Source organism: Kitasatospora sp. A2-31, from assembly GCF_022288725.1.
Taxonomy (GTDB): Bacteria; Actinomycetota; Actinomycetes; order Streptomycetales; family Streptomycetaceae; genus Kitasatospora.
The window spans coordinates 28813-45335 of sequence record NZ_JAKNTA010000001.1; the positions used below are offsets into that span (position 1 = coordinate 28813).

15 protein-coding genes are annotated in these 16523 nt (G+C 73.6%); 4 read left to right on the forward strand and 11 right to left on the reverse strand.

Annotated elements, in window-relative coordinates; translation table 11 throughout:
• Window positions 1-94: 94 nt before the first annotated feature.
• The 7 genes from pheT to infC form a co-directional block, all read right to left on the reverse strand.
• A complete protein-coding gene (gene pheT / locus MCM47_RS00135) occupies window positions 95-2596 on the reverse strand; it encodes a phenylalanine--tRNA ligase subunit beta (RefSeq protein ID WP_238739866.1) in 2502 nt (833 codons plus the stop codon).
• On the reverse strand, window positions 2596-3717 hold the full coding sequence (gene pheS / locus MCM47_RS00140) for a phenylalanine--tRNA ligase subunit alpha (RefSeq protein ID WP_238739867.1): 1122 nt from the start codon (window positions 3715-3717) through the stop codon (window positions 2596-2598). The genes pheT and pheS overlap by 1 nt, the downstream gene beginning before the upstream one ends.
• Window positions 3718-4021: 304 nt before the next feature.
• On the reverse strand, window positions 4022-5125 hold the full coding sequence (locus tag MCM47_RS00145; RefSeq protein WP_238739868.1) for an ATP-binding protein: 1104 nt from the start codon (window positions 5123-5125) through the stop codon (window positions 4022-4024).
• A 181-nt stretch (window positions 5126-5306) separates the two neighbouring features.
• Complete coding sequence (locus MCM47_RS00150; protein ID WP_238739869.1) at window positions 5307-6176, reverse strand: RNA methyltransferase; 870 nt, start codon at window positions 6174-6176, stop codon at window positions 5307-5309.
• A 153-nt stretch (window positions 6177-6329) separates the two neighbouring features.
• Entirely contained in the window at window positions 6330-6725 is a 396-nt protein-coding gene (gene rplT / locus MCM47_RS00155) for a 50S ribosomal protein L20 (protein ID WP_030055649.1), read from the reverse strand.
• A gap of 108 nt (window positions 6726-6833) precedes the next feature.
• Window positions 6834-7028 carry a 50S ribosomal protein L35 gene (gene rpmI, locus MCM47_RS00160; protein WP_030286227.1) on the reverse strand — a complete coding sequence of 65 codons (195 nt, stop codon included), beginning with the start codon at window positions 7026-7028 and terminating at the stop codon, window positions 6834-6836.
• A gap of 140 nt (window positions 7029-7168) precedes the next feature.
• On the reverse strand, window positions 7169-7873 hold the full coding sequence (gene infC, locus MCM47_RS00165; RefSeq protein ID WP_238741389.1) for a translation initiation factor IF-3: 705 nt from the start codon (window positions 7871-7873) through the stop codon (window positions 7169-7171).
• Between the two features lie 448 nt (window positions 7874-8321).
• On the opposite strand from infC, the gene MCM47_RS00170 reads away from it, so the two are divergent.
• The gene (locus MCM47_RS00170; RefSeq protein ID WP_238739870.1) at window positions 8322-8699 is read left to right on the forward strand and encodes a DUF1844 domain-containing protein; all 378 of its coding nucleotides are present in this window, start codon (window positions 8322-8324) and stop codon (window positions 8697-8699) included.
• Between the two features lie 96 nt (window positions 8700-8795).
• On the opposite strand, the gene MCM47_RS00175 is transcribed toward MCM47_RS00170, so the two are convergent.
• Complete coding sequence (locus MCM47_RS00175) at window positions 8796-9539, reverse strand: SseB family protein (protein WP_238739871.1); 744 nt, start codon at window positions 9537-9539, stop codon at window positions 8796-8798.
• Between the two features lie 114 nt (window positions 9540-9653).
• Here MCM47_RS00175 and MCM47_RS00180 point away from each other — a divergent pair, with 114 nt between their 5' ends.
• The 3 genes from MCM47_RS00180 to MCM47_RS00190 all read left to right on the forward strand — a co-directional run bounded on the left by MCM47_RS00180 (window position 9654) and on the right by MCM47_RS00190 (window position 12669).
• The gene (locus MCM47_RS00180) at window positions 9654-10880 is read left to right on the forward strand and encodes an alanine racemase (protein ID WP_238741391.1); all 1227 of its coding nucleotides are present in this window, start codon (window positions 9654-9656) and stop codon (window positions 10878-10880) included.
• A gap of 161 nt (window positions 10881-11041) precedes the next feature.
• Window positions 11042-11470, forward strand: a complete 429-nt coding sequence (locus MCM47_RS00185) for a hypothetical protein (protein WP_238739872.1) — start codon at window positions 11042-11044, stop codon at window positions 11468-11470.
• A 248-nt stretch (window positions 11471-11718) separates the two neighbouring features.
• Entirely contained in the window at window positions 11719-12669 is a 951-nt protein-coding gene (locus MCM47_RS00190; RefSeq protein ID WP_238739873.1) for a lytic polysaccharide monooxygenase, read from the forward strand.
• Between the two features lie 170 nt (window positions 12670-12839).
• On the opposite strand, the gene MCM47_RS00195 is transcribed toward MCM47_RS00190, so the two are convergent.
• The 3 genes from MCM47_RS00195 to MCM47_RS00205 all read right to left on the reverse strand — a co-directional run bounded on the left by MCM47_RS00195 (window position 12840) and on the right by MCM47_RS00205 (window position 16438).
• A complete protein-coding gene (locus MCM47_RS00195) occupies window positions 12840-13943 on the reverse strand; it encodes a DUF2510 domain-containing protein (protein ID WP_238739874.1) in 1104 nt (367 codons plus the stop codon).
• A gap of 101 nt (window positions 13944-14044) precedes the next feature.
• Window positions 14045-14899, reverse strand: a complete 855-nt coding sequence (locus MCM47_RS00200) for a 3-oxoacyl-ACP reductase (protein ID WP_238739875.1) — start codon at window positions 14897-14899, stop codon at window positions 14045-14047.
• A gap of 93 nt (window positions 14900-14992) precedes the next feature.
• Window positions 14993-16438: a glutamine synthetase family protein gene (locus MCM47_RS00205; protein ID WP_238739876.1), complete on the reverse strand. Its 1446-nt coding sequence runs from the start codon at window positions 16436-16438 to the stop codon at window positions 14993-14995.
• Between the last annotated feature and the right edge of the window lie 85 nt (window positions 16439-16523).

Below are 16523 nucleotides of genomic sequence, written 5' to 3' on the forward strand. Positions count from 1 at the left end.
CAGCCCCGCGCAAGGGGTCTGCCCCTTAAGGCATGCGAAAGGCCCCGACCGGACTCACCGGTCGGGGCCCTTCGAGGCCGTGTCGGAGGCTGCGTCAGGCGCCGCGCAGCACCGCGCCCGTACGGGCCACCGCCTCGGCGACTGCGGCCTCGCGGGCACCACTGGCCTCGTCGGCGGTCAGCGTCCGGTCGGCGGCGCGGAAGCGCAGCGCGTACGCCAGCGACTTCTTGCCCTCGCCGACCTGCTCACCGGTGAAGACGTCGAACAGCCGGATGTCCTCCAGCAGTTCGCCGGCGCCGGCCTTCAGCGCGGCCTCGACCTGGGCGGCCGGGACGGCGGCGTCCACGATCAGTGCGACGTCCTGGGTGGCCACCGGGAAGGCGGACACCGACGGGCCGGAGACCCGCTCGGCGCCGTCCTCGGTGAGCAGGTCCAGGTCGATCTCCATCGCAGCGGTGCGCTCCGGCAGACCCAGCGCCTTGACCACGCGCGGGTGCAGCTCACCGGCGTGACCGACCACGCGGTCGGTGCCGGCCACCACCAGCTCGGCGCAGCGGCCCGGGTGCCACGGGGCCAGCTGGCCCTGGCGCACGGTCAGCTCCACGCCGGCCGCGCGGGCCACCGTCCGGCCGGCCTCGACGGCGTCGGCCCAGCTCGCCTGAGCGCCCTTGCCCCACCAGCCGGACGGCAGCCGCTCGCCCGCGAGGGCGACGGCGACCCGGCGCGGCTGGTGCGGCAGCGCGGCGTCCAGCGCGGCCAGCTCCTCGGCGCTCGGCCGCCGGTCCACCGCCGGGCGCGGCGCGACCGACAGCTCGTCCTTCGGCAGGAAGACCGTGCCGGTCTCGAAGACCGCCAGGTCCGTGTTGCCGCGGCCGACGTTGCGGCGCAGCGCCCCGAGCAGGCCCGGCAGCAGCGTGGTCCGCAGCGCCGGCTCCTCGTCGTTCAGCGGGTTGACCAGCTTGACCGTGCGGCGGCGGCGGTCGTCGGCCTCCAGGCCCAGCCCGTCGAAGGCGGCCTCGCCGACGAACGGGTAGTTGTTGACCTCGACGTAGCCGGCGCCGGCCAGCGCCACGCCCACCCGGCGGTGGGTGCGCTGGGCGTCGGTCAGGCCCTTGCCCGGCGGAACGGTGGGCATCCGGGCGGGGACGTTGTCGTAGCCCTCCAGCCGGATGACCTCCTCGGCGAGGTCGTACGGGTCGGTGAGGTCGGGGCGCCAGGTCGGCGGGGTGACCTCCAGGACGTCGGCGCCCGCGACCGAGCAGCCGATCTCCTGGAGGCGCCGGGTGACGGTCTCGCGTCCGTACTCGGTGCCGGCCACCCGGTCGGGCAGGTCGGCGGCGATGGTGATGGTGCGCACCGGGTGCGGGGCGGCGATGTCGGTGACGCCCGCCTCGGCGGTGCCGCCGGCGATCAGCACGAGCAGGTCGACGGCGCGCTGCGCGGCGGCGCGCGCGGCCTCGGGGTCGACGCCGCGCTCGAAGCGCTTGGACGCCTCGGACGGCAGCTTGTGCCGCTTGGCGCCGCGGGCGATGACGACCGGGTCGAAGTGCGCCGCCTCGATGATCACCTCGGTGGTGCCCGGGCCGGCGGCCGGGTCGAGGATCTCGGTGGAGGCGCCGCCCATGACACCGGCCAGGCCGATCGGGCCGCTGTTGTCGCAGATCAGCAGGTCCTCGGGGGACAGCTTGCGCTGCACGCCGTCGAGGGTGGTGAGGGTCTCGCCCTCCTCCGCCCGGCGGACGGTGATCGGGCCGTCGACGCGCTGCTTGTCGTACGCGTGCAGCGGCTGGCCGACCTCCAGCATCACGTAGTTGGTGATGTCGACGGCCAGCGAGATCGGGCGGATGCCCGCCTTCTGGAGGCGGCGCTGCAGCCAGATCGGCGACTTGGCGTTCGGGTCCAGGCCGACCACGGTGCGGGCGACGAAACGGTCGCAGCCGGCCGGGTCGTTGACCTTGACCAGGTAGCCGAAGGAGTTGGCCGGCGGGACGTCGAGCAGCGCCGGGTCGGCCAGCGGCAGCCCGTACGCGGCGGCGGCCTCGCGGGCGACGCCGCGCATGGAGAGGCAGTAGCCGCGGTCCGGGGTGACGGCGATGTCCAGCACCTCGTCGACCAGCTGCAGCAGCTCGATCGCGTCGGTTCCGGGCTCGTACTCGGGCGGGAGCACGATGATGCCGTTGTGGTCGTCGCCCATGCCCAGCTCGCGCGCCGAGCAGATCATGCCGGCCGAGGTCTGGCCGTAGGTCTTCCGTGCGGAGATGGGGAACGGGCCGGGCAGCACGGCGCCGGGGAGCACCACGACGACCTTGTCGCCGACGGCGAAGTTGGTCGCGCCGCAGACGATCTCCTGCGGCTCGCCGGTGCCGTTGGCGTCGCCGACGTTGACGAAGCAGTGCCGGATCGGCTTCTTGAAGCCACTCAGCTCCTCGATCGAGAGCACCTCGCCGACCACCAGCGGACCCTTGAGGTCTCCGCCGAGCTGCTCGACCGTCTCGACCTCCAGGCCGGCGCGCACCAGGCGCTCGGCCACGTCGCGACCGGTCTCACCGGCCGGCAGGTCGACGTACTCGCGCAGCCAGGAAAGCGGGACGCGCATCAGATCTCCATCCCGAACGGGAGGGTGAAGCGGACGTCACCCTCGACCATGTCGCGCATGTCGGCGACGTTGTGACGGTTCATCAGGATTCGCTCCAGACCCAGGCCGAAGGCGAACCCGCTGTAGCGGTTGGGGTCGACACCGCAGGCGACCAGCACCCGCGGGTTGACGACGCCGCAGCCGCCGAGCTCGATCCAGCCCTCCGAGGAGCAGGTGCGGCAGGGCTTGTCCGGGTTGCCGACGGACTCGCCGCGGCAGACGAAGCACTGCAGGTCGATCTCGGCGCTCGGCTCGGTGAACGGGAAGTACGAGGGCCGCCAGCGCAGCTCCAGGCCGTCGCCGATCAGCTTGGAGACCAGCAGCTCGATGGTGCCCTTGAGGTCGGCGAAGGTGATGCCCTCGTCCACGGCCAGGCCCTCGACCTGCCGGAAGACCGGGGTGTGGGTGGCGTCCAGCTCGTCGGTCCGGTAGACCCGGCCGGGGCAGACGACGTAGACGGGGGGCTCGCGGTCGAGCATCGTGCGGGCCTGGACCGGGGAGGTCTGGGTGCGCAGCACCACGCCGGAGTCAGCGGTGCCGTCCGGGGCCTGGACGAAGAAGGTGTCCTGCATCGAGCGGGCCGGGTGGTCCGGGCCCAGGTTGAGGGCGTCGAAGTTCAGCCACTCGGCCTCGACCTCGGGGCCCTCGGCGACCTGGTAGCCCATCGCGACGAAGGTGTCCTCGATGCGCTCGGCCAGCGTGGTCAGCGGGTGGCGGGCGCCGCGCGGTGCGCGGTCGTAGGGCAGCGTGACGTCCACCGCCTCCTCGACCAGCACGCGGGCGTCCCGCTCCGCCTCCAGCTCGGCCTGGCGCTTGGCGAGGGCCTGGTTGACGGCGCCGCGGGCCTGGCCGATCAGCTTGCCGGCGGCGGCCTTGGCGTGCGGGGGCAGGGCGCCGATCTCGCGGTTGGCGAGGGAGAGCGCGGAACGGTCGCCGGTGTGGGCGACCTTGGCCTGCTTCAGCTCGTCGAGGGAGCCGGCGGCGGCGAACGCGGCGATCGCCTCGTCCCGGGCCTGCTCCACCGCCTCGGGCTTGAGGGCCTCGACCTCGACCGGGTCGTACGACTTGTTGGGTGCCGACATCTCTATCTTTCCCGTGCTCCTGCTCGTCCGTGCTCAGGTGAAGGGGGGCCAACGCCTTTCGCGTCACACCCTGCGTGGCCGGGGCACGGGCAGCCCCCGCCTCGACGGCCAGGGGGGTTGTCCGCGGCACGGCCGCGCAGGGCGTTGCGCAACGCCAAAGGTCGAGTGTAGTCGCAGCGCGTAGCGCGACCGTCGTCAAGCCCGTCGGGCGACGACTGCGGAAGACCGCAAGGGGGCGGTCGGACGGTGCTCCGCCCGCCGGTCCCGGGCTCGGCAGCGTGCGCTGCCGGCCGTTCCTGCTCGCTCAGAGCATGAAGTCGGGCACCCCGGCGGGCAGGATAAATCGGAACCGGGCGCCGCCGCCGGGCGCGCGGTCGACGCGGATCGAGCCGCCGTGGGCCTCGACGATGCCCTTGACGATGTAGAGGCCCAGACCGGTGCCGCCGCGCTTGGAGCCCCGCCAGAAGCGGGTGAAGACGCGCGGCATCGACTCCTCGGGGATGCCGCTTCCTTCGTCGCTCACGGTGACCGCTGTGCCTTCCACGATGCGGGGCGGGGTGCCGGAGCGCTCCCAGACGGGTGCCTCGACGACCTCCTTGGCCGGTGCCACCTCGATCGTGACAGTTCCCTCCCCGTGGCGCACGGCATTTTCCAGCAGGTTGGCCAGCACCTGGTCGACCTTGTCCGGGTCGGCCCAGAGCACCGTGAGCGGCTCGCCGATCCGGATGTCGAAGCGCTCCTCGGGGATGCCGGTGGCGACCGTGCGCTCCACGTGCCGGCGCACCGCCGCCGCGAGGTCGACCACCTGTTTGCGCAGCTCCAGCCGCCCGGCGTCGATCCGGGAGATGTCCAGCAGCTCGGCGATCAGCCGGGTGACCCGGTCGGCGTCCGCGTCGACGGTCTCCAGCATCAGCCGCTTCTGACCGTCGGTGAACCGCTCCCACTTGGCCAGCAGCGTCGCCGTGAACCCCTTGACGCTGGTGAGCGGCGAGCGCAGCTCGTGCGCGACGGTGGCGATCAGCTCGGCGTGGCTGCGCTCGGTGCGGCGCCGCGCCTCGGTGCCGCGCAGCGCGATGACCAGCCGCTCCAGCGGCCCCTGCGGGTAGGGACGGACGTACCGCGCGGACACCAGCACCTCGATGCCGCCCGGCAGCAGCAGGTTGCGCTCCGGCTGGCTGGTGCGGATCGCCAGGCCGCCGTACGGGTCGGTCAGCTGCCACCAGCGGCGGCCGTCGAGGTCCTCCAGCGGCAGCGCGTCCGCTAACCGGCTGCCGAGGACGGCCGCCGGGCGGATGCCGGTCAGCCGCGCGGCGGCGCGGTTGAAGCAGACCACCCGGCCCAGCCCGTCGGCGACCACCAGGCCGTCCGGCAGGTCGTCCGGGTCGAGCTCTGGCCCGCTGCCGACCATGGGTGTCCTCCCCGATTACCCACCGTGTCTTTCCCCCCACCGAGGCAGACCCTAGCGTCTCGCAGCCCCCCGCAGTAGGGCCCACGGCGTGGCGAACGCGACTTCCGGGGGCCTCCGGGGCGTGTCCGGCCGCCCCTTGGGGCCTGGGGCGCGAACGCCCGGACCGGCGCGGGACCCGCGCCTACGGCCGCGCCGCGCGGCAGCCGCCGGGCGAGCGCTGCGCCCGGGCGGAGGCGTAGAGGCAGACCGCGGCGGCCGTGGCCAGGTTGAGGCTCTCGGCGTGTCCGTGGATCGGCACGCGCACGACCTCGTCGGCGAGTGCGCGGGTCTCCTCCGGAAGCCCCCACGCCTCGTTACCGAACACCCAGGCGCCGGGCGCGCCGAGGGTGCCCTCGTCCAGCTCCTGGTCGAGGTCGCGCTCGCCCGCACCGTCCGCGGCCAGCACCCGTACCCCGGCCTCGCGCAGCCGGGCGACGGCCTCCTCGACCGGGACGCCGACGGCGACCGGGAGGTGGAACAGGCTGCCGACGGAGGCCCGGACCGCCTTCGGGTTGTAGAGGTCCACCGAGGCGTCGGTGAGCACCACGGCGTCCGCGCCGGCCGCGTCGGCGGTGCGCAGCACGGTGCCGGCGTTGCCGGGGTCGCGGACGTGCGCCAGCACGGCGACCAGCTTGGGCCTGGCTTCGAGCACCTCGTCGAACGGGGTGTCGATGAAGCGGCAGAGCGCCACGATGCCCTGCGGGGTCACGGTGTCGCAGATCTCCGCGATGACCTCGTCGGTGGCGGTGAGCACCACGATCCCCTCGGCCCGGGCGGCGGCCACGATGCCGGCGTGCCGCTCGGCGGCCTCCGGGGTGGCGTACACCTCGACCACGGCGTGGTCGGCCGAGCCCGGCAGCTTCCCGAAGGCGACGGCCTCGCGGACGGCCTGCGGGCCCTCGGCGAGGAAGCGGCGCTCCTTGGTGCGCTGGTTCCGCTTGGCGAGCCGACGGGCGGCGACGACGCGCGGCGAGCGCAGGGAGGTGAGCAGGGGGGTGTCGGTGCTCTGCATGGTCTCGTCTCTGGGCGGGGTGCCGGGTGGCGGGGTGCCGGGGGCGGGAGCCGGGTGGCGGGGTGCCGAGTGCCGGGAGGTTGCCGCGGGAAACACACGGACCCGCAGGCAATCCTGCGGGTCCGTGTCAGATCAACTGATCCGGGGAGTGGATCAGGCGGCGTCGGCGGCGGCCTTCGGGGCGTTCACGTCGGCCGGCAGCGCCTTCTGCGCCACCTCGACCAGGGAGGCGAAGGCACCCGGGTCGTTGACGGCGAGGTCGGCCAGCATCTTGCGGTCGATCTCGACGCTCGCGGCCTTCAGACCCTGCACGAAGCGGTTGTAGGTGATGCCGTTGGCACGGGCCGCAGCGTTGATGCGCTGGATCCACAGCTGACGGAAGTCGCCCTTGCGCTTCTTGCGGTCGTTGAAGTTGTAGACCAGCGAGTGGGTGACCTGCTCCTTGGCCTTGCGGTACAGGCGCGAGCGCTGGCCGCGGTAGCCGCTGGCGCGCTCCAGGATGACCCGGCGCTTCTTGTGGGCGTTGACTGCCCGCTTGACGCGTGCCACTTGATTACTCCTTGGGTAGGACCACGGACTACTTCACGTGGTCCGTCATTCGAATGGGTCGGGAAGGATCAGCTGCCCCGCCGCGGCTCGCGCCGGGCGGGAGGGCGATCACTTGCCGAGAAGCTTCTTGATCTTCTTGGCGTCGGCGGGGGCCATCTCGACGGTGCCGGCCAGCTTGCGGGTCAGCGTCGAGGGCTTGTGCTCCAGGAGGTGGCGGCGGCCGGCGCGCTCGCGCAGCACCTTGCCAGAGCCACTGATCTTGAAGCGCTTGCTGGCGCCACTGTGCGTCTTCTGCTTCGGCATTTCGCCGTATCTCCTCGTCGGTCCGTCCACGCCCGCGCGGTGTTCGCCGCGCGGGCGTGAAGGATGGATCTGCGATGACCGGGCAGGACGCCCCGTCACCTTGGTGGCCGGTCTCCCGGACCGCCCTCGCCCGTACGGGCTCAGGCGTCCTGGGAGGCCTCGGCCGGCTGCTCGACCTCGGCGGCCTCGGCGGCCGGGGCCTCGGGGGCCTCCGTCGCCTCGACGGCCTGCTCGGCCGCGGGCTCCTCGGCGGCGTCCGGGCCGGTGGTCCGGCCCTGGCGCTCGGCCTTGCGGGCGTCGGCGGCGGCGCGGGCCTCGGCCATCGCCTCGGTCTTCTTCTTGTGCGGGCCGAGAACCATGATCATGTTCCGGCCGTCCTGCTTGGCCGAGGACTCCACGAAGCCCAGGTCCTGGACGTCGTTCGCCAGCCGCTGCAGCAGTCGGAAACCCAGCTCGGGGCGGGACTGCTCACGACCGCGGAACATGATCGTGATCTTGACCTTGTCGCCCTGCTTGAGGAACCGGACGACGTGACCCTTCTTGGTGTCATAGTCGTGCGGGTCGATCTTCGGCCGGAGCTTCATCTCCTTGATGACCGTGTGCGCCTGGTTCTTGCGCGCCTCACGGGCCTTCATGGCCGACTCGTACTTGAACTTGCCGTAGTCCATGAGCTTGCACACCGGCGGCCGGGCGGTCGCCGCGACCTCGACCAGGTCGAGGTCGTACTCCTGCGCGAGCTCCAGCGCCTTGGCAAGCGGCACGATGCCGACCTGCTCGCCGCTGGGACCGACGAGTCGCACCTCGGGGACGCGAATCCGGTCGTTGATGCGGGGCTCGGTGCTGATGGGGCCTCCTCGGTTGCACCTTCTGCGATGCGGCCGTCGGACGGCGGTCGCACGTAGTGGACTCGACCACTGGGCGGGGCTTCATTCGTGCTGCGCTGCCTGCGGCGGCCTGCACCGCGACACGAAAAAAGCCCCGCTCGGTACAAGCGGGGCTCCACACAACCGGGGGCGGCACCCGGTGAGGGGTGCTGCGGGCGACTCGGCGCTGGGCGCCCGTCGCGGACCGGACCCGTCGACCGCGAGGCCGATCAGGTGGGAGACTTTCGCGGTTGCCCTCTCGGGCCTCCTTGGTGGAGCCTCCTCTTGCTGGCCGGGCACCCTCACAGGCACCTGGCCGGTCAGTCTCGAAGCATACAGGCTCCCCGGGGTCGAACGCCATTCCGCCCCGCCGCTCACCCCCTTGTACGCTCCCTGTGTACGGACACCGGCACGACGGAACGAGCCCCCCTTGAGCAGCGAGCCCACCCAGAACCCCGCCGCGGACGACGAGGCGATCGGTTTCGACGACCTCACCCGGGACATCGCCGAGGTCCCGGCCGTCGAGGTGATCACCACCGTCGCGGTGCACCTGATGAGCGCCGCCGCCGTGAAGTGCGGCCTGGCCGAGGGCGGCGAGGCGGACAAGGACCTGGACGAGGCGCGCAAGCTGATCACCGCGCTGGCCGGGCTGGTCACCGCCGGCGCCCCGGAGATCAGCAACTTCCACGCCGCCCCGCTGCGGGACGGCCTGCGCTCGCTCCAGCTGGCCTTCCGCGAGGCCTCCCTCGTCCCGGACGCGCCGGGCGCCGGCCCGGGCGAGAAGTTCACCGGCCCGGTCTACGCCTGAGAACCCTCCGGGACCCCTCGCGCCGGACGCCTCCGCGCGTCCGATGAACGCCCGGGTGCCCCCGCGGATCGGCGATCCGCGGGGCCACCCGGGCGTTCAGCGCCGGTAGAGCGGCTCGCCGGGCAGCTGCGCACCGGCCGGCAGCACGGCCAGGCTCAGTCCCCGGTCGAGCCGGACCCGCAGCACCGGGTCGGCGGCGACCGCCTGCCCCACGCGCTGGACGGCCGCCTGCAGGCCCGCCTGGTCCAGCTCCGGGTCCAGCACCACCGCGAGCAGTCCGTCGCCGTCCTGGTAGGGCGCCAGCAGGCCGGCCACCACCTGCGGCTCGGCCGCCAGCAGCGCCCGCACGGCCCCCTGCACGTCGGGATCGGCCAGCAGCGGCAGGTACGGCCGGTTCTCCGCCAGCGCCCGCAGCCGGGCGCCGGCCAGCTGGTAGGCGACCGGGCCGGCCGGGTCGATCAACAGGGTGTCGGCGCGCTCGGAGAAGGCGACCATCGCGGCCTGCGGGGCGGCCACCGGCGCCGGGCGGGCGTCGGCGCGCCAGCGGGCCAGCGTCTCCAGGGAGGTGAAGGCCGGCAGGGCGCGACGGCCGTCGGCGGCCTCGACCACCGGGACGGCCATGTCGCTGGTCTTCTCGTGCTTGTGCCCGTGCTCGTCCACCTCGACCTCGCCGAGGACGGCGACGATCGGGACCATCAGCCGGGACGGCCTCAGCGCCGCCAGCACCTCCGGTTCGGCGCCGCGGTCCTGCGACCAGCGGTCGAGTGCCGCGGCGAGTGCCGGGTCGGCGGTGCCGTCGTCGCCGGCGAATCCTGGGTCGGGAATGTTCTTGCGCTCCACCCGGCCGACCCTATGCCACGCCCGGCCGCCGCCACACGGACCGAAGGTCCCCAGAAGGTGGCGACCGATGCCTTACCGACCGGTAGTGCGGTGTGGCAGTCTGCGGCCATGGCCATGCTCGAAGCTGCTGCCCGTACCGCCGCCGCCCCCTCGCCGGCGGCCGACCGCGCCCGGTACGACCGGGCCACCGCCCACCTGGACGGTCCGGTGGCCGTCGTCGACCTCGCCGCCTTCGACGCCAACGCCGCCGACCTGGTGCGCCGCGCGGCCGGCAAGCCGGTCCGGGTGGCCAGCAAGTCGGTGCGCTGCCGGGCGCTGCTGGAGCGGGCGCTGGCGACGGACGGCTTCGCCGGGGTGATGAGCTTCACGCTGGACGAGTCGATCTGGCTGGCCCGCACGGGCCTGCGCGACATCCTGCTCGCCTACCCCTCGGCCGACCGGGCCGGCTTCGCCGAACTCACCGCCGACCCGGAGCTCGCGGCCGGCGTCACCGTGCTGCTGGACGACCCGGCCCAGCTCGACCTGATCGACGCGGCCCGGGCCGGCTCCGCGGAGGTCCGGGTCTGCCTGGAGCTGGACACCTCGCTGCACCTGCTCGGCGGGCGGGTGCGGGTCGGCGCCCGGCGCTCGCCGCTGCGCACCCCCGAGGACCTCGGCGCCTTCGCCGAACTGGTCCAGCGCCGCCGGGGCTTCCGGGTGGTCGGGCTCATGGCGTACGAGGGCCACGTCGCCGGGGTGGGCGACGACGTGCCCGGCCGGCCGGTCCGCTCCCGGATGATCCGGCTGATGCAGGCGAAGGCCAGGGCCGAGCTGGCCGAGCGGCGCGCCGCCGTGGTGCGCCGGCTGCGGCAGGTGGCCGAGCTGGAGTTCGTCAACGGCGGGGGCACCGGCAGCGTCGAGTCCACCGCGGCGGAGCGGGTGGTCACCGAGGTGGCGGCCGGCTCCGGTCTCTACCTGCCCCGGCTCTTCGACAACTACCGGGCGTTCCGGGGCCGCCCGGCCGCGCTCTTCGGACAGCCGGTGGTGCGCCGTCCCGGGGTCGGCGTGGTCACGGTGCTCGGCGGCGGCTACCCCGCCTCGGGCGCGGCCGGGCAGGACCGCTCGCCGGTGCCGTACCTGCCGCCGGGCCTGCGCTACGACCCGATGGAGGGCGCCGGTGAGGTGCAGACGCCGCTGCTCGGCTCGGCCGCGGACGACCTGCTGATCGGCGACCGGGTCTGGTTCCGGCACGCCAAGGCCGGGGAGCTGTGCGAGCGCTTCGCCGAGCTGCACCTGATCGAGGGCGACGCGGTGGTGCGCACCGTCCCGACCTACCGGGGCGAGCGGAAGACCTTCCTCTGACGGCCTCGGGGGCTTCGGGCCCCCGGGTCCCCGGGCCCTCGGAGGCCGCGGCGCCGGCGGCGGCCCGACGGCCCGGTCCCTGCGCCGCTTCCGCCCGCCACCGCACCCGGGTGCTCTAGCGTGGTGAACGGAAGGCTTCGCAACGAACGTGAGGGGGCGCCGTGGAGGGCGAGATCGTGCAGCAGGTGATGGCGTCGGGCGCCACCACCGTGGTCGGGCTGATGGCGACCGACGCCTGGACGCAGGTCCGGACGCGCCTCGCGGCGCTGTTCGGACGGGGTCGCAACGCCGAGGAGGTGTCCGCCGAGCTGGAGGAGATCCGGGTCGAGGTGGTCCGGGCCGGCGACGACGCCGAGGTGATCGAGGACAGCACCGCCGAGGTGCGCGGCCGGATCCGCCGGCTGGTCCGGCAGGACCCGGCCGCTGCGGCCGAACTCCACGCGATCCTGACGGAGTTCGGGCACCATCTGCCGCAGCAGCACATCGTGGTGCACAACACCGTGAACGGCGGGACGCACCACGGGTTCGTGGTCCAGGCGTACCAGTCCACCGTGAACGGCGTCAGTCCGGGGGAGCCGACGTCGCGCTGACCCGGCTGTCCGGGGCGGAACCTCAAGCAGGCCTGATGGGAAGCCTAACTCCGGCTTCCCGTCAGGCCTTTGTGCTGCGCTTACGGCTACTGTCCGTCAGAAAGTACGCCGGGAACGGCTATTGCCAGCTGGTCTAGTCCAATCATACGCTCTGGCCGGGGTCCGCGCGCCGGGTCGGCGGCCCCCCGGGCAGGCGTGCCCGTCCCCCACGTTCTCGGCCCGGCACACGGCCAAGGAGTCCCCACCCCATGTCCATCAAACGAAGTGCCCTGTCCGTCGGCGTGATCGGCGCCGCGGTCCTCGCCGTGGCGGCCACCACCGCCGGCACCGCCGCCGCCCACGGCACCATGACCAACCCGGTGAGCCGGGTCGCGGCCTGCTACGCCGAAGGGCCGGAGAACCCCAGGTCCCAGATCTGCAAGGACCTGGTGGCGATGAGCGGCACCCAGCCGCTGTACGACTGGAACGAGGTCAACATCGCCAACGCGGACGGCCACCACCAGGCGCTGATCCCGGACGGCAAGCTCTGCTCCGCCAACCGCGACAAGTACAAGGCGCTCGACCTCCCCCGCGCCGACTGGCCGGCGACCCCGGTGAGCGCCGGTTCGTTCACCTTCAAGTTCCGCACCACCGCGCCGCACCTCGGCACCCAGACCGTCTACATCACCAAGCAGAGCTGGGACCCGACCCAGCCACTGAAGTGGTCGGACCTGGACCCGGCCCCGGTCGCCCAGGTGCCGGTCACCCGGACGGCCACGGACGGCTACTACACCTACGCCGGCACGCTGCCGCAACGCACCGGCCGCCAGCTGCTCTACACGATCTGGCAGCGCAGCGACAGCCCCGAGGCCTTCTACAGCTGCTCGGACATCGACTTCGGGAAGGCCTCCGCCGCCCAGCCCGCCGCGGCGCCGGCCGCGGCCGCGCTCGCCGCACCGGAGCCTGCCGCGCAGGCGCCGGCCGCGCCGAGCGAGGAGCAGATCACCGCGGGCCTGTCCAAGTCGACCGTGGCCCACCACGGCCACGGCGGCAACGCCAACGAGCCGGCCGGCGCCGTGGTGCCGACCGCCAGCGCCGCCGTCGGCGGCGGCTCGCCCACCGGCCCGCTGCTGCTGGCCGGCGCTGCCGCGATCGGCGCGGGCTGGGCCGGCATGGTGCTCCGGCGCCGTCGCGTCGAGGCTGTTCGACGCGACTCCTGAGCGCCGGAGGCCGGGGCCGGACCGAGCACCGACCCCCGTTTCGGTCCGGCCCCGGAACACCCGCGCAATGGCACGCCACGCCTGCCCCGGGGCCGGGGCGGGAGCGACACGTACGGCGGGCCACCCGGAATCGCTCCAGGTGGCCCGCCGCAGGTGAGCGGAGCAGCGCGTCAGGTGTTCGACGTCCCGCCGTCCGGGCCGTCGGGGGCACCGGGGATCGGCGGCAGCTTCCCCTTGTAGTCGGCCACGCCCTTGACGATGGTGTCCATCACGGCGAGGTCAGGAGCCTTGTCGGCGATGTCGAAGCCCAGGTGCAGGGAGATCAGCGACTTGCCGTCGGCGGAGGGGAAGACCACGGTCTGCACGTAGCCGTCGTTGCCCTTGGCCGCGTCGACCTTCCAGCGGACCAGGTAGCCGTCCCGGCCGTCGACCTTGACCGCCTCCGACTTCAGCTCCTGGTGGGAGTTGATGTCGTTGTAGGAGGCCTTGGCCGCCTTCTCGATGTCGGCCTTGGCGGCCGCCTGGACGTCGGTGCCGGCGCCGGTGATCCGGCCGGTGTTGGCGCCGCCGAGCGAGCAGTCGCCGCCGCCCTCGCACTCGTACGAGCCCACGGTGAGCCCGGCGAAGCCGTCCTGGGTGGTGCCGCCCTTCCAGCCGGCCGGGATGGGCAGGGTGATCCGGTTCACCAGGTCGGCCGCGGTGCCGCTGTTCCTGCCGTTGCCGCGACCGCCGTTGCCCGGCCCGTTGCCGTTGCCGCCGCCGTTCTTGCCGTTGCCGTCGCCGTTGCCGCCGTCCGGGCCGCCGAGGTCGGGCAGGCCGCCCCAGGGGCCGTTCTCGCCGTACGGCGGGGCCTTGGGGGCGGCGCGGCGCGAAGCCCGCTTCTCCCCGTGGCCGTCCATGGCGAGGTAGGTGACGCCGGAGCCGACGAGCAGCCCGGCCAGGGCGGCCACGGTGGCCGCGACCACCAGCCGGGACGGCCGGCGCCGCTGCTTGGGCGCCGGCGGCACGGGCGAGCCGTAGGCGGTGCCGAACGGGGGCGGCTCGGGGTAGCGGACCGTCGGACCGTTCTCCAGCACCTCCCCCTCCAGCACCCGGGTCTCGCCGGTCGCGTCCGGCCCCGGAGCCTGCGCCGGCGGAAGCTCCGGCGGCGGGGCGTCCAGGGGTGCGGGCCGGGTGCTGGCCGTCCAGCCCTTGCCGTCCCACCAGCGCTGCGGTCTCGGCTCGCTGGTGTCCTTGGGGTCCGGGTACCACCCGGCGGGAATCTGCTCACTCACACCAGTGAATCTAAGGGCACTCGGATAAACGCGATATCAGCGGAGCCCACAATTCCCGGCATTCTCCATGAGATTACGGTGAGAAGCCGCGGGCGCCCCCGTCAGCGCCCTTCCTGGAGCGGTGTCACGTACGCCCCCGAGATGCCGCCGTCGACCAGGAATTCGCTCGCCGTGATGAAGGAGGAGTCGTCGGAGGCGAGGAACGCGACCGCGGCGGCGATCTCCTCGGGCCGGGCGAAGCGGCCGAGCGGGACGTGCACCAGGCGGCGGGCGGCCCGCTCCGGGTCCGCGGCGAACAGCTCCCGCAGCAGCGGGGTGTCCACCGGCCCGGGCGAGAGGGCGTTGACCCGGATGCCCTCGCGGGCGAACTGCACGCCCAGCTCGCGCGACATCGCCAGCACGCCGCCCTTGGAGGCGGTGTAGGAGATCTGCGAGGTGGCCGCGCCCATCCGGGCCACGAAGGACGCGGTGTTGATGATCGACCCCCGCCCGTGCCGGCGCATGTACGGCAGGGCCGCCTTGCAGCAGAGGTAGACCGAGGTCAGGTTGACCTCCTGGACGCGCTTCCAGGCCTCCAGCCCGGTGGTCAGGATGGAGTCGTCGTCGGGCGGCGAGATGCCGGCGTTGTTGAAGGCGACGTCCACACTGCCGTACGTCTCGTAGGCCTCGTCGAACAGCGCCTCGACCATGTACGGGTCGGTGACGTCGGTGTGCACGAAGAGCCCGCCGACCTCCTCGGCGGCCGCCGTGCCGGTGGTCTCGTCGAGGTCGGCGCAGACCACCTCGGCGCCCTCGGACGCCAGCCGGCGGGCGGCGGCCAGGCCGATGCCGCTGCCCGCGCCGGTGACCACGGCGGTGCGGCCGACCAGGCGGCGGCAGACCGGGCCGCCGTGCTCCCGGGCCGGGGCCTTCTCGCGGGTCGAGGGCCTCTCCCGGGCCGGGGGCGTCTCTGTCATGGCCGGCTCCTGCTCCTCGCTCTGCGTGTGACGGCGTGTGACGGCGTGTGACGGCGGGTGACGGCGGTCCCGGTCGCGGACCGGCGGCCGGGCTCACATCCGCTCGAAGGAGCGGTAGCGCTCCCAGTCGGTGACTGCGCTGTCATACGCGGCCTGCTCGATCCGGGCCGTGTGCAGGTAGTGCTCGACCACGTCGGCGCCGAAGGCCTCGCGCGCCAGCTCGCTCCCGGCCCAGAGCTCGGCGGCCTCGCGCAAGGAGCCGGGCACCCGGGCGTACTCGTCGGCCGCGTAGGCGTTGCCGAGGCAGGGCGCGGGCAGCTCCAGCTTCTGCTGGAGGCCGTGCAGCCCGGCCGCGATCATGCCGGCCACGGCGAGGTACGGGTTGACGTCGCCGCCGGGCATCCGGTTCTCCATCCGCAGCCCGGGGCCGCGGCCGACCACGCGGTAGGCACAGGTGCGGTTGTCCCGCCCCCAGGCGACGGCGGTCGGCGCGAAGGAGCCGGGGCGGAAGCGCTTGTAGGAGTTGATGTTCGGCGCGTAGAGCAGGCTGAACTCGCGCAGCGCGACCAGCTGACCGGCCAGGAAGTGCCGCATGGTGTCGGTCATCCGGCCGCCGTGGTCGGCGAAGGCAGGGGTGCCGAGGGGCCCGGCCGAGCGGTCCCGCAGGTCGCGCAGCGAGAGGTGGATGTGGCAGCTGTTGCCCTCGCGCTCGTTGTACTTGGCCATGAACGTGAGCGCGCAGCCCTGCTGGGCGGCGATCTCCTTCGCCCCGGTCTTGTAGACGCTGTGCTGGTCGCAGGTGGTGAGCGCGTCGGCGTAGCGGAAGGCGATCTCGTGCTGGCCGAGGTTGCACTCCCCCTTGGCCGACTCCACGACCAGGCCGGCGCCGGCCATCTCCAGGCGGATCCGGGAGAGCAGGGGCTCGACCCGGGCGGTGCCGAGCATGGAGTAGTCGACGTTGTACTGGTTGGCCGGGGTGAGCCCGCGGTAGCCGCCCGACCAGGCCTGCTCGTAGGTGTCGCGGAAGACCAGGAACTCCAGCTCGGTGCCGATGTCGGCGGCGAAGCCGTACTCGGCGAGGCGCTCGATCTGGCGGCGCAGCAGCTGCCGCGGCGCGGCGTCCACCGGGCGGCCGCCGTGCCGGGTCAGGTCGGCGGTGACCTGGGCGGTGCCGGGCTGCCAAGGGGTGAGCCGGAGGGTGGCGAGGTCGGGGCGCATGGCGAAGTCGCCGTACCCGGTCTGCCAGGACGAGAGGGCGTAGCCGTCCACGGTGTTGAGGTCGACGTCGACGGCGAGCAGGTAGTCGCACGCCTCCGCGCCGTGCTCGGCCACCTCGTCGAGGAAGAACCGGGCGGCGAAGCGCTTGCCCTGGAGCCGCCCCTGCATGTCCGTGAAGGCGAGTGCGACGGTGTGGATCTCGCCGGCGTCGACCAGGGTGCGGAGCTCGTCCAGGGTGAGCGGTGCGCGCCGCGGCGGGCCGGCGTCGTCGGGCGCGGCGGCACCGGGCGGCGTGGCGTCGGGCGGCGTGGCGTCGGGCATGGCGGAGCCTCCTCCTCGATCACGCAGCGAGATCAAGCGGTCACAGCGAACCGTACGGCCTGCCACCGACAGCGCGGAAGAGGGC